The following is a 12,440-nucleotide window of genomic DNA, read 5'->3' as shown; positions in this document are numbered from 1 at the left end:
TTTACCCTCTTGTATTTGGAAATACGTGACACCTACCCATAATACACCCTGCTTTACCGGTAAGAAACAATTTGAAGGAAATATTGGTCTGAATTTAAACGGTGCCAATTTGAACCTTGCATATTCTCCACTTAACTATCTTTCCTTACAAGTGAGCGGCTACAGCAGTCTCTCTTCACCTTTTGCCTCTGTATTCAACAACCAATTGGAAGCTGGAGTCGGCGGATATCTGCCTGCAAAGCGAACCATTCTTGGGTTAACGGTTGGCTACGGGCGGGGATTAACAAATTGGGACAGGATATGGTACTCTGGTGATGCCTATACTCCGCTCGAAAATCTTCAATTCCGCACTGAAAAATATTTCATTCAGCATTACGCTGCCTATCGATGGATTAGCCACGAAAGTTTTTCAGGGATATCAGGTAAAATTAATTTTATGGACAATCATTACCGCAAGGCAACTTACGTTTACTATGAAAAAGTAAATTACGCCAGGCAACAATTTAGTTATGAATTAACCTACTTTATTAAATTAAAAATGACGAAAAAATTATATGCCAATTTTGCATGGGGCATGCACTTTTTAAACAGTGATGAAGCGAAATCTTTTGACGTGCATCCCATTGGACAAATTGGATTAAACATTAAACTCTAGTGATTCCAGACATTTAATTTTTTACTATTTACAACTTCCTACAACCAAATAAAAGATGAAAAAAAAATTGATCGCCAGCCTCTTTATAAGTTCACTAATAGTATACTTCTCCTGCCAAAGAGGAGCCCAACAATTTGAAATCTCCGGTCGTGTGCTCAATTATGAGGATGGAAAGCCGTTAAGAACAACCGTGAGCGTTTTCGGAGACGATGTCCTTTCAGCAAAAGAACAAACAGAAGGCTCTGTTTTTTTTGCCAAAACCGATACACACGAAGACGGCACATTTAGTGTCATTGTCTCCCGCTATTCGCGAGGCATGTATGCGCTTCATATGGGATCAACTGTACTTGAACGAAGGAGTTTTAACTCTGACAAGAAACAAAACATCGGCAATTATTTTTCAGGAAAGCATACGGCTTATTGCAAACTCACTATGCATTCTGTATCCGATTCAAGCGCCCAGCTGGCCAAAACACTTGCGAAAAATGAATTTTATACATTCGCAAAAGGCAGTACAAAACAGGTTCTGCTTAGCACAACGTTCACGGGAAATAAATTTTTTGCTGATAGTTTTTTTGTAGTAAACTACACAACATTTTTACCTTCAGGCGGCGACAGCGTTCGTTACAAATTAAGACTACCTATCTCAAATTTACAGGACACACTGCGCGCTACTATTAACTATTGATCATAAACTTTCTTATCCATGATAAACCCTCGAAAAAACAATCTTCCCGTCCTTTATTTCAAGCACTTCTCCAACACGTAAATCTTCTTCGCCCAACACGTGACGGATATATTCCATAAAGACCTGTTCTTCATCTGCGGTTAATTTCCACACCTCATAATTTAAACTCGGTAACCGATCAAAAGAATCTTGCCACCAGCTTCTCAGCGCCGCTTTTCCTTTTATCAACCCTTGCGTAGCCGGAAGACGTATTTTAAGTTTAGGAGAAAAATGCTCGGCATTATCATCGTATAAGGACAATAATTTTTCAAGATCGTGTTCATTAAATGCCTCAAACCAACTTAGAGCAATTTGTTTATTAGCTTGTGAAATCATGGTTATATTTGATAAAAATTCGCGATGCTAAAAAACGTTTTTATTTTAATAGTAGCAATAGCTTTTTCTTGTTCTGAGAAAAAAGAAAGCGCAGACCTCATCATTTATAACGCGCTTATCTATTCAGTTGATTCGGCCTTTGCTACATTTGAAGCTATGGCCATTAAAGACGGGAAAATTCTAGAGCTGAACTCCTCGAAAGAAATTCTGAAAAAATATGCGGCTAAAGAGATAAACGATGTAAATGGAAAAACCATTTTACCGGGGTTGATAGACGCCCATTGTCATTTCACAGGGTACGCCACTGATATGTGGAAATGTAATCTGACCGGAACGAAGTCATTTGAGGAGATTCTTGATAAAATAAAAACCTACAGCGAAAAAGCGCCAATGCTCTGGATCTACGGGCGTGGCTGGGATCAAAATGACTGGAGCGAAAAAGACTACCCTACAAAAGAAAAATTGGATAAGTTGTTTCCTGATCGCCCGGTTTTTCTAAAACGTGTAGATGGTCATGCTGCATTAGCAAATCAAAAAGCTTTGGAGTTAACCGGCGTTACCGAAAAAACGAAAGTAAATGGCGGACTCGTAGAATTAAAAAATGGAAAGTTAACCGGCATTTTAATTGATAACGCGATGGACCTGGTGGATCTTAAAATTCCGATGATAAATGATAGTCTTGCAAAGGCTTACTACAAGGCCGCGCAGGAAACATGTTTTAGTTATGGTTTAACCGAAGTTCATGATTGCGGTGTAACAGAACACACCATTGACCTTATTGATCAGGCACAAAAATCAGGAGATTTGAAAATGAAGATTTACGCTTTGTTAAGTGATGATTCGACTTACTATGAGCGCTGGCTAAAAAAAGGAATTTACAAAACCGAACGTTTAACCGTTGGAGGCTTTAAAATCTATTCAGACGGCGCGCTGGGAAGTCGTGGCGCTTGTTTACTTGACTCATACAGTGATAAAGAGCATTGGAAGGGATTTTTGCTGACCGATAAAAGGCGCTTGAAAAAAATTGCAGATGCTTTGATAAATAGTCCCTTTCAATTTTGCACACATGCCATTGGTGATAGTGCTAACCGTTACATACTGAATTTATATGGCTCTGTTTTAAAGGAACAAAATGACCGTCGCTGGCGCATTGAACATGCGCAGGTGCTAAATCCAAATGATTTTTACCTCTTTAAGAAATTTACGATCCTTCCTTCTGTGCAACCAACACACGCCACCAGCGATATGTATTGGGCAGAAGACCGTGTAGGAAAAGAACGCATTAAAACAGCCTACGCTTACAAACAACTTTTAGAAACAACCGGAAAAATTGCACTCGGTACAGACTTTCCGGTAGAAGATATTTCTCCTGTTAAAACTTTTTTCGCTGCAGTTGCAAGACAAGACAGCAAGGGCTACCCTGCAAATGGTTTTCAAAAAGAAAACGCTTTGTCAAGAGAAGAAACATTAAAAGGTATGACCATCTGGGCTGCATACGCAGCTTTTGAAGAAAAAGAAAAAGGCAGTCTTGAGAAAAATAAGGTGGCTGATTTTGTGATTCTTGACACCGATTTGATGAAATGTGATGCAAAAGAAATTTTGAACACAAAAGTTTTAGCAACTTATATTAACGGGGAAAAGGTTTACGCGAAAAAATAACCGCACTGAACCTTTCTAAAAACTGGAATAACAAATGGTAGTGTGTGTTATACTTAAAAGATCAAAATATATTTTTCAATTCCTCGAGTCTCAAAATACTTCTGCCTTTAAAACCATGCATTTCATCTTCCGCCAAATAGATCGCTTCCCAACCGGCATTTAGCGCACCTTCTATATCACTCTCCAAACTATCGCCGATCATCACACAGTCGTCTTTTTTTGCACCGGCAAAGTGTTCGGCCAAACGAAATATTTTTTCGTCAGGCTTAACTAAAGCATGCTCTTCGCTGATAATGATCTGATCAAAATAATTTCTTATCCCACAGGCGTTCATTTTTATGCCGAACACTTCCTTAAATCCATTGGTGATAATATGAAGTTTGTAATTTTGCCTCAGATATTCCAACGTTTCCACACATCCCTCTTTCACACAACTCCCTTGCGGTGCGCGCTTTAGATACTGATCCGTTATCAAAAGATTTTCATCGTAATTATCGTAACCAAAAATCTTAAAAGTTTCGTTAAAGCGGTGATTGCGCAAAAACTGCTTATCGATTTCCCGTTTTGTGTAGAGCGACCAGAAATTCAAATTTGTTTTTTTATAAGCCGCAAGAAAATCCGGCAGGTTCGCTTTAAGTTTTGATTCTAATTCATATTCCTGGTACAATTCTTCCAGAACACGGCTTGAATTCTTTTGAAAATCCCACAGTGTGTCGTCAAAATCAAAAAATAAATGTTTTTTATGTTTTAGGTTAGCCATCCGCTCATGCCACCCTGAAAAAACAGGAGAATAAAATACAAAGCAAGCGCCCATAGCACAGTGGCCGCGCTCAGATAAAGAATAATTTTTCTTTTGTCTTTAAAAAAACGTTCTGCTAAAAAGGCCCCCACAGGTGTCGACAAAAAAATAGGAGTAATAAAAGCGATGCCGGCAAGTCCGAATTTTTGCTTAACCGTCATCACGCGTCTGTTAAACTTGGTAAAGGTTTTCTTTTTTTTAATCAATCCGCGATTGGCTCTGAATGTGTGAATCCACTTTATAATAACAGCGCTTAAATTGGTGAAGAAAATATTTCCCGCAATACCTCCACCACACGAAACCAGCATAACCATTAAGAAATCGTGCTCAAATACAAAAAAAGTAGTTGGAAATCCAACTTTAAAGGCAAAAGAACAGGTTAGAAAAACAGAAAGAATCTTTAAAAATTGAGTCATGACACGTTGTAAATTTAACAAACGTTTTTAATAGGCCTAATACTACTGCCAAGTTATGGTTTAATCTCCCAAATTTCCACGGCCACACGGTTAATTAATATATTTTGTGTAATTTTGGGCCCCAGTTAATAAACTAAAATTTACTATGTCAACACAAACAGTAAAAGCGCCTCACGCACACGAAGAAAGTATGTTTGAAGCAGTGTTAGCTCGTCTCGATGCAGCGGCTAAATTGATGAACCTTAGCGATGAAGTTGCCCTGGTTTTGAAAAATCCAAGTAAACAAGTTAAAGTAAGTTTACCCGTTATGATGGACTCTGGAAAAATTCAGGTGTTCGAAGGGTACCGCACCGTGCATAGCACTCACCTTGGTCCAAGTAAAGGTGGTATTCGTTATGCGATGGATGTTAATGCAGATGAAGTTATGGCTTTAGCTGCGTGGATGAGTTTTAAATGTGCTGTTGCTAATCTACCTTACGGTGGCGCAAAAGGTGGTATTAAATTAGATCCCCGCGCACACAGTGTTGGAGAATTAGAGCGTATCAGCCGTGCTTATGCAGTAGCTATGAAAGACGTTTTTGGTGTAAACAAAGATATTCCGGCTCCGGATATGGGCACAAGCGGACGTGAGATGGCATGGATTCTTGACGAATTCAATAAAAATACAGGAGAAGATAGTCCGGGTGTTATTACCGGAAAACCAATTGCAGTGGGTGGTTCATTAGGCCGTGATGCTGCAACAGGTCGTGGAGTTATGGTTAATACTTTAGCTGCCCTTAAAAAAATGGGTTTAAGAGCTCAGGACGTTACTGCGGTAGTGCAGGGTTTTGGAAATGTAGGATCTCATGCTGCGCGTTTGCTAGCTGAAAAAGGAGTAAAAATTGTTGGGATCGGTGATCACAGCGCTTCTTTCTACAATGAAAAAGGGATTGACGTAAATGCAGCTATTGAGTTTGCTGCAAAAAACGATAGAAATTTAAAAGGTTTTAAAGGTGCTACTGAAATTAAGAACAGCGAATTACTGATCAGCAAATGTGATGTATTGGTTCCTGCTGCTTTACAAAATGTAATTACCGAAGAAAACGCAAATAAAATACAAGCCAAATTAATCGTGGAAGGTGCTAACGGACCAACAACTCCGGAAGCTGATCCAATTTTAAACGAGAAAAAAATTATTTGTGTTCCTGATATTCTTGCCAACTCGGGTGGTGTTACTGTAAGTTATTTTGAGTGGGTTCAAAATAAAGCCGGGTACTACTGGACAGAAGAAGAAGTAAATCAAAGACATGACATTAAAATGGACATTGCTTTTGAAGCAGTTTGGCATAACGCTTCTCACTTTAAAACAAGTATGAGAATTGCAGCTTATATCACAGCTCTTCAAAAATTAGAGCAAGGTGTTAAATTAAAAGGCGCTTACTAAAAGAGTTAATAAACTGATTATAAAGCACTTAAACTTTGATTAAAAAAAGTTTAGGTGCTTTTTTTGTTTAAAATAATTGTTAGTTTTGCTAATATTAATTTAACGTTCAAGAAACATTGATAGCAATATTCGTTTTCATAGCGTATTTATTAGGGTCGATTCCTAACTCCGTTTGGATAGGTAAGTTTTTTTATAATATCGATGTCCGCGAATTCGGAAGTGGTAATGCAGGTGCTACCAATACCTTCCGTGTTTTAGGTAAAAGAGCCGGAATTCCCGTACTTATTCTTGATATTCTAAAAGGAACACTGGCCGTAGCTTTGGCTTATTTCAGCGATTTCGATATCCATAGTAACGAATTTATAGATTTACAACTCGGTCTTGGTGTGGCAGCGCTTATTGGTCATATTTTCCCGGTTTTTGCTGGATTTAGAGGTGGAAAAGGAGTTGCTACTATACTGGGGGTTGTTATTTGTATTCTGCCTTTAGCTTGTGCTTGTGCCCTGGGTGTATTTCTACTGGTTTTATTCAGTACCCGGATTGTGTCTTTATCTTCTATGGTAGCCGGCGTTTCGTTTCCTCTTTTCTTAAACATTGCCTTACATAACACCAATCCAATTCTTACCGTTTTTTCCATCATTGTTGCTGCACTTCTAATCATTACTCACCGCAAAAACATAAAGCGTCTTCTTAAAAACGAAGAGTCAAAGGTGCATTTGTTTCCTGTAAAAAAATAAATTACAAACCAACCTGTCAGGCTCGGCGCAAAATCAAATTAACACTGACACCATTAAGTGATTTAGCAATATTTACGAAGCTTCAAACGTTTTACTTTGAGTATAAACCTTATCTTGTTTGAAGCTTATTTCTTATTTTTAATTCATGGTTTCTAAATTCATTCTTACCTGCCTTTTATTTTCGTCTTTTCTACTTTCTGCACAGGATAAAGATCAGGAAGAAGATTATGTGAATGATAATGTCTTGCGTTACGACGATTACGTTTATAGACCAAATATTAAAACCGTTCAGTTTCACGAAGTCAGCTGGGAATACACAGCTCCCATTATTAAATTTAACAGCAACGAACAATTAGAACTGGCTTTTGATGATCTTGACGGAGATAAAAAAATGTATACCGTTACCTTCGTGCATTGTAACGCCGATTGGACTCCCAGCGATCTTATGGTAAGCGAATACCTGCAGGGTTTTTATGATCTCAATTTATTAAACTACGAATTCTCGCAAAACACCACGCAAAAATACACGCACTACAATCTGATTTTTCCTTTACCGGGTACACAACAGAACACGCAGTTTACCAAAAGCGGGAACTATATCATGTACGTGTACGCGAACGGCGACAATAAAGACATTGTGCTAAGCAGGCGCTTTTTAGTTTATGACGACAAGGTTGGCGTTGCAGCAAACATGAGACAAACTGTTGGAGGGGGTGAACAATACAGCAAACAACAAATAGAATTAACTATTTCAGGAGCCGGTTACGACCTCACAAATCCTTTTAAAGACATGAAGGTGGTTATTACACAGAATAACCGCTGGGACAATGCTGTAACAGACATTAAGCCTTCATTTATGAATGGAAATCAATTTGTGTATTCTCTTAACGACGCTATGGTATTTAATGGTGGAAATGAATTTCGCTATTTTGATATCCGTAGCATAAAATTTTTAACAGAGAAAGTGCAGAACATTTACAGGGATGAAAAAGACGGATATAAAAGTCATGCCGTTTTATATGCCGATGAATCGAGAGTGCGTAAGCCTTATTTGTTTTACAACGATTTTAATGGAAACTTTTTGATAAAAAATCGTGAAGCCCTAACAAATATGGATACAGAAGCGGAGTACGTGTACGTTGATTTTTTCGTGCCTTATGCAAATCCCGTTTCTTCCGGAAATTTTTACATCATGGGCAAACTTACCGATTGGCGCATGAACAAGAATAGCAAAATGACTTACAATTACACACGCTTTGGATACGAAGCACGTCTCCGTTTAAAACAGGGATATTACAATTATATGTACGTGCTAAGTGACGACACAAAAAAAGGCGGCGACGAGACAGTGATGGAAGGAAATTTCTGGGATACAGAAAATGATTATTATGTACTTGTCTACCATCGTAAGTTCGGGACTTACTACGATCAGTTGATTGGTTACCGTAAGTTGAACTCTCTCAAGAAATAAACCACTAAGGTATTAAACACGCATAGGGGAACTTAGAAAAGTTGAATACTTGACTTAAGTTCGAATCTTCATGCTTTAAAAATACCCTTAGTGCATTTTGTAAAATCATGTCTTAGTGCTAAACTTCATCTATTAACTGCAGCCTTAGTGCATCTTGTGAACTCAGTGTCTTAGTGGTAAAAATCATCTGTTCACTATAGCCTCAGTGCCTCTTGTGAACTCAGTGTCTTAGTGGTAAACACCATCTATTAACTATAAACTATAAACTTCTACACCTTCCTCTTCGGATTATCCGTCAAAAAAGCTTTCCAACCAGAATACGATTTCCCACCAACACTCACATTTTTATTCTGATAGTAATGACAAAGCGCCGCTCCCAAAGCATCCGTTGCATCCAAATACTCACTCTCAGCTTTTAATCCCAGTATTTGCGCTAACATAGCAGCAACCTGTTCCTTACTCGCGTTCCCGTTTCCGGTAATGCTCATTTTTATCTTCTTGGGAGAATACTCCGTAATAGGAACATTTTTGCTAAGTGCCGCCGCTATAGCAACTCCCTGCGCTCGGCCGAGTTTTAGCATGGACTGCACATTCTTTCCGAAAAACGGAGCCTCAATCGCTAATTCATCGGGCTTGTATTCTTCAATGATACTAACGGTACGTTCAAAAATCATTTTTAAACGAATCGCATGATCCTCAAATTTATCCAGCTTAATAACACCCATGGCAATCGGGCTCAAAGCATTGTTTTTTATATGCAGCAAGCCGTAACCCATTACAATGGTTCCCGGGTCAATTCCTAAAATAATTCTGTCGTTAACAGGCATGAGCTCCACTATAAACTGTAAATTTAGGCCTTAATTGCAAACACGAAAAAAAATACTTTCCTTACTTATAAAACTTTTAATAGGTGTAGGTAGTTTTCTTATCATATATATCCGCTTAAAAAGCGATTTCACTTCCGAAAAACTCGATCTGCTCTACTCTTCCGCATTTTCATCAACTGGTATTTTTTGTTTTATCACTTGTCTTTTGCTTATTCCACTTAACTGGGGAATTGAAGCTTACAAATGGAAATTAATTACCGCTCCCATTCAATGGGTGAGTTATAAAACCGCGACTAAATCTGTTTACGCCGGTGTCTGTCTGGGTAATTTAGCTCCGGGACGCGCAACCGAATTTTTAGCGAAAATTATTTTTTTCAAAATTGAAAACCGTCCGAAGATTACAGTGTTGCATTTTGTGGGCGGCATGTTCCAGCTTTCTATTACTATTATTTGTGGATTCGTGGCCCTGATCAAAATGCTGAATCATTTTGGTGCGGACTCTGCCTGGATGACTTATACTACAAGTACTATAGGTATTATTCTTTTGCTTTTACTGGTGCTTTGTATCGCAAAAATAAACACACTCTTAAATTTCATATCAAAGAAAATCAGCAAACAAAGTCAGGTAGAAGATTTTAACTACAAATTCACACCAACGTCCCTCCTAAAATTATTTGGTTTTTCGGCACTTCGTTACTCTGTTTTTTTCGTGCAGTTTTTTTTGTTGATCTTCTTGTTTCACCGTGATATTAGTATGGCTATTTTTCCGGAGATTGCTTTGTACTTTTTAATTACTACCACTATTCCTATGATCAGTGTTCTTGAAGCCGCTATAAGAGCTGCCGTAGCCCTGGTAGTGTTTAAAGATTCCGGAATTGATAATTCTGCACTTGCTTTGTCTTCTTTACTGATCTGGTTGGTGAATATAATTGTACCAAGCATTTTTGGCTATATTATTTTACTGCGTCAGAATTTTAATTTCAAATTATTTAAAACCAAAAAATGAGCCTGGTTATTTATATCCTGTTTGCTCTGCTTTTTTGTTACACGCTAACTTTGCTTTGGCTTGCATTGGGTTTCGCACGGACCACGTATTTCGTTCCTGAAACTAAAAATCTACAGCTTCCATTAACGCTGATTATCTGTGCACGAAATGAAGAAAAAAATATCGCTTTGTGTTTGAATTCCTTATTAAAACAAGAGTACGTACACGGCAAAGTTCAACTTATTCTGATCAATGACGCCAGCAGCGACAGCACAGTTCAACAAGCTGAAGCGATTTTAAGTGCTTCAGGAATCAATTACAAAATTATTTCCAATGCAGAGCAAAAAGGAAAAAAACAAAGCATTACTTATGCCATGCAATTTGCAACACACGACTTGATTGTTTTACGGGATGCAGATACCTTTACACGCTCCTCAAAATGGCTACAGAGTATTTCCGATTTCTACCAAAACACAAAAGCAGATCTGATTATTGCACCTGTAGCCATTGCTGACAACAGTGGTTTGTTCTGGGCCTTGCAGGCCATCGAAAATAACATTCTTTCTGTGATAGCAGGTGGTAGTGCATTTTACAATAAAGCATTTCTATGTAGTGGCGCCAATCTTATTTTCACAAGAGAAATTTTTGCAAGAACAAATGGTTACTCATCACACATAAATATTGCTTCCGGCGACGATATTTTTTTTCTGGAAGATGTAAAAAAAATAAACCACTCTCAGGTTGCTTATCTCAAATCGAAAGATGCGCTTGTTTATACCTATCCTACTTTTTCTTTCAAAGAATTGATCCTGCAGAAAACACGCTGGGCCTCCAAATTTAAAGTGAACTCAAATAAACTGAATCTCCTGCTGGCATTTATCACTTTTAGCGTTAATCTCGTTTGGGTAATTTGTTTCTTTTGCATGAATAGTCCTGCTTACAGATTTCCTTGTTTTGTGTTCATCTTTTTTAAATTGTTTATTGATATTTTGTTGTTATTTTTAGCTTCAGGTTTTATAAAAAACAAAAATGTTTTGTGGTGGAGTTTCCCGGTCAGCCTTGTGTATCCAGTTTACGCAGTGATTGTAGGAGTAAGTTCTCTTTTTGTAAAACCCCGGTGGAAATAAAAATTAGTGCTGTTTAAAAAGAAAACAATAAATTTTGAATCTGAATCGCTGAGCGCTGCTACCTGGCGACGCTTTAAACGCAATAAACTGGCGGTTAGCGGACTTGTTGTCATTGCTATTGCCTGCATCATCTCTATTTTAGGATACCTCATCACTCCCGATAAAACACCTTACGCCAACGATCAAAAACCAGAACTCTATATAAAGTCTCCTGGTTTTAGTGTAAAACTGTTGCAGGTAAAACGTAACGGCGAAACAAGAGACAATAATTGGTTCAGTACGATGTTGTTCGGACAGAATGATCCTTTTGCCACTTACACCTTATATAATTATACGTTTAAAGGAAATGAAATTCTTGCAGAAGAATACACCGGCAACACACCTAACAATGGTGCTATAACGAACTTCAATGTTGCCGACGTGGTTTATAACATTGATAAGGTAAAACCATTTGTTTTTGATTCACTAAAAAACGAATTCTCTTTTTATGAAACAGATCATGAAGAAAAAATCGTAAAAAGTCTCAGTGAATTACAAAACACCGTTAAAGAAAAAAACATTATTGCCAAAACCTATCCGCTTGGCACCGATCTTTTAGGGCGCGATCTATTAAGTCGTTTATTAATTGGAACACGTATTAGTTTAGCGGTAGGATTAATCTCTGTGATGATCTCCGTGTTTATCGGTATCCTGCTGGGCTCACTGGCAGGTTATTTCAGAGGCAGTGTAGACGTAGTTATTTCCTGGTTCATTAATGTGGTTTGGAGCATTCCTACTATTCTGTTAGTAATAGCAATCACTCTTGTTCTTGGAAAAGGCATCACGCAGGTGTTTATAGCCGTTGGACTCACCATGTGGGTGGAAGTAGCGCGGATTGTGCGCGGACAAATATTTAGTATCCGCGAAAAAGAATTTGTAGAAGCGGGACGAGCCTTAGGCTTCAGAAACGGCAGAATCATTTTCAGGCACATTTTACCAAACGTGATGGGTCCCGTTGTTGTAATGGCTGCCAGCAATTTTGCAAGCGCTATCTTAACCGAAGCAGGTTTAAGTTTTTTGGGTATCGGCGCTCAGCCGCCTATTCCTTCCTGGGGAGAAATGATCAACGCACATTACGGTTATATCCGCATGGACAAAGCCTATTTGGCTTTTACTCCGGGCATAGCCATTATGACTCTGGTACTTTCTTTTATGATGGTAGGCAATGGTCTTCGCGATGCTTTAGATTCGCGTATGACGGATGATAAGCCGATTGCTTAGCGCTATTCAATATCAGGA

General features: G+C 38.3%; 13 protein-coding genes. 9 read left to right on the top strand and 4 right to left on the bottom strand.

Features of this window, described 5'->3' with window-relative positions:
• The first annotated feature begins 25 nt into the window (after positions 1 to 25).
• Both CNR22_12950 and CNR22_12945 read left to right on the top strand, forming a co-directional pair.
• On the top strand, positions 26 to 655 hold the full coding sequence (locus CNR22_12950; GenBank protein PBQ32639.1) for a hypothetical protein: 630 nt from the start codon (positions 26 to 28) through the stop codon (positions 653 to 655).
• A gap of 55 nt (positions 656 to 710) precedes the next feature.
• Positions 711 to 1,343 carry a hypothetical protein gene (locus CNR22_12945; GenBank protein PBQ32638.1) on the top strand — a complete coding sequence of 211 codons (633 nt, stop codon included), beginning with the start codon at positions 711 to 713 and terminating at the stop codon, positions 1,341 to 1,343.
• Between the two features lie 12 nt (positions 1,344 to 1,355).
• Here the strand turns inward: CNR22_12945 and CNR22_12940 are convergent, their stop codons facing one another.
• Complete coding sequence (locus CNR22_12940) at positions 1,356 to 1,718, bottom strand: hypothetical protein (protein PBQ32637.1); 363 nt, start codon at positions 1,716 to 1,718, stop codon at positions 1,356 to 1,358.
• Between the two features lie 24 nt (positions 1,719 to 1,742).
• On the opposite strand from CNR22_12940, the gene CNR22_12935 reads away from it, so the two are divergent.
• A complete protein-coding gene (locus tag CNR22_12935) occupies positions 1,743 to 3,377 on the top strand; it encodes an amidohydrolase (GenBank protein PBQ32636.1) in 1,635 nt (544 codons plus the stop codon).
• 61 nt (positions 3,378 to 3,438) lie between these two features.
• Here CNR22_12935 and CNR22_12930 read toward each other — a convergent pair whose 3' ends face one another.
• Both CNR22_12930 and CNR22_12925 read right to left on the bottom strand, forming a co-directional pair.
• A complete protein-coding gene (locus tag CNR22_12930; GenBank protein ID PBQ32635.1) occupies positions 3,439 to 4,191 on the bottom strand; it encodes a noncanonical pyrimidine nucleotidase, YjjG family in 753 nt (250 codons plus the stop codon).
• Complete coding sequence (locus CNR22_12925) at positions 4,125 to 4,592, bottom strand: hypothetical protein (GenBank protein ID PBQ32634.1); 468 nt, start codon at positions 4,590 to 4,592, stop codon at positions 4,125 to 4,127. Before CNR22_12925 ends, CNR22_12930 begins: the two co-directional genes overlap by 67 nt.
• Positions 4,593 to 4,737: 145 nt before the next feature.
• Between CNR22_12925 and CNR22_12920 the strand changes: the two genes are divergently transcribed.
• The 3 genes from CNR22_12920 to CNR22_12910 all read left to right on the top strand — a co-directional run bounded on the left by CNR22_12920 (position 4,738) and on the right by CNR22_12910 (position 8,223).
• On the top strand, positions 4,738 to 6,015 hold the full coding sequence (locus CNR22_12920) for an amino acid dehydrogenase (GenBank protein ID PBQ32633.1): 1,278 nt from the start codon (positions 4,738 to 4,740) through the stop codon (positions 6,013 to 6,015).
• 116 nt (positions 6,016 to 6,131) lie between these two features.
• Positions 6,132 to 6,752 (top strand): acyl-phosphate glycerol 3-phosphate acyltransferase, encoded by a 621-nt coding sequence (plsY, locus tag CNR22_12915; GenBank protein PBQ32632.1) that lies wholly within the window; start codon positions 6,132 to 6,134, stop codon positions 6,750 to 6,752.
• Positions 6,753 to 6,897: 145 nt separating this feature from the next.
• Positions 6,898 to 8,223: a hypothetical protein gene (locus CNR22_12910; protein PBQ32631.1), complete on the top strand. Its 1,326-nt coding sequence runs from the start codon at positions 6,898 to 6,900 to the stop codon at positions 8,221 to 8,223.
• A gap of 269 nt (positions 8,224 to 8,492) precedes the next feature.
• On the opposite strand, the gene CNR22_12905 is transcribed toward CNR22_12910, so the two are convergent.
• On the bottom strand, positions 8,493 to 9,050 hold the full coding sequence (locus CNR22_12905) for a crossover junction endodeoxyribonuclease RuvC (GenBank protein ID PBQ32630.1): 558 nt from the start codon (positions 9,048 to 9,050) through the stop codon (positions 8,493 to 8,495).
• Positions 9,051 to 9,084: 34 nt separating this feature from the next.
• Between CNR22_12905 and CNR22_12900 the strand changes: the two genes are divergently transcribed.
• Genes CNR22_12900 through CNR22_12890 form a run of 3 tightly spaced genes read left to right on the top strand, consistent with a single transcriptional unit; the run spans position 9,085 to position 12,422 of the window.
• Positions 9,085 to 10,056 carry a hypothetical protein gene (locus tag CNR22_12900; protein ID PBQ32629.1) on the top strand — a complete coding sequence of 324 codons (972 nt, stop codon included), beginning with the start codon at positions 9,085 to 9,087 and terminating at the stop codon, positions 10,054 to 10,056.
• Positions 10,053 to 11,162 (top strand): hypothetical protein, encoded by a 1,110-nt coding sequence (locus CNR22_12895; GenBank protein ID PBQ32628.1) that lies wholly within the window; start codon positions 10,053 to 10,055, stop codon positions 11,160 to 11,162. The genes CNR22_12900 and CNR22_12895 overlap by 4 nt, the downstream gene beginning before the upstream one ends.
• A 27-nt stretch (positions 11,163 to 11,189) precedes the next feature.
• Entirely contained in the window at positions 11,190 to 12,422 is a 1,233-nt protein-coding gene (locus CNR22_12890; protein PBQ34899.1) for a peptide transporter, read from the top strand.
• Positions 12,423 to 12,440 lie beyond the last annotated feature (18 nt).

The sequence above is a fragment of the Sphingobacteriaceae bacterium genome (assembly GCA_002319075.1).
Classification (GTDB): domain Bacteria; phylum Bacteroidota; class Bacteroidia; order B-17B0; family Aurantibacillaceae; genus Aurantibacillus.
The sequence above is the reverse complement of the archived record's forward strand: the minus strand, read 5'-3'. Positions and strand labels throughout refer to the sequence as shown.

Excerpts from the sequence above, each read along its gene's own strand:
- CNR22_12945 (PBQ32638.1), top strand. The coding sequence starts at position 711 with ATGAAAAAAAAATTGATCGCCAGCCTCTTTATAAGTTCACTAATAGTA.
- CNR22_12940 (PBQ32637.1), bottom strand. The coding sequence starts at position 1,718 with ATGATTTCACAAGCTAATAAACAAATTGCTCTAAGTTGGTTTGAGGCA.
- CNR22_12935 (PBQ32636.1), top strand. The coding sequence starts at position 1,743 with ATGCTAAAAAACGTTTTTATTTTAATAGTAGCAATAGCTTTTTCTTGT.
- CNR22_12930 (PBQ32635.1), bottom strand. The coding sequence starts at position 4,191 with ATGGGCGCTTGCTTTGTATTTTATTCTCCTGTTTTTTCAGGGTGGCAT.
- CNR22_12925 (PBQ32634.1), bottom strand. The coding sequence starts at position 4,592 with ATGACTCAATTTTTAAAGATTCTTTCTGTTTTTCTAACCTGTTCTTTT.
- CNR22_12920 (PBQ32633.1), top strand. The coding sequence starts at position 4,738 with ATGTCAACACAAACAGTAAAAGCGCCTCACGCACACGAAGAAAGTATG.
- CNR22_12910 (PBQ32631.1), top strand. The coding sequence starts at position 6,898 with ATGGTTTCTAAATTCATTCTTACCTGCCTTTTATTTTCGTCTTTTCTA.
- CNR22_12905 (PBQ32630.1), bottom strand. The coding sequence starts at position 9,050 with ATGCCTGTTAACGACAGAATTATTTTAGGAATTGACCCGGGAACCATT.
- CNR22_12895 (PBQ32628.1), top strand. The coding sequence starts at position 10,053 with ATGAGCCTGGTTATTTATATCCTGTTTGCTCTGCTTTTTTGTTACACG.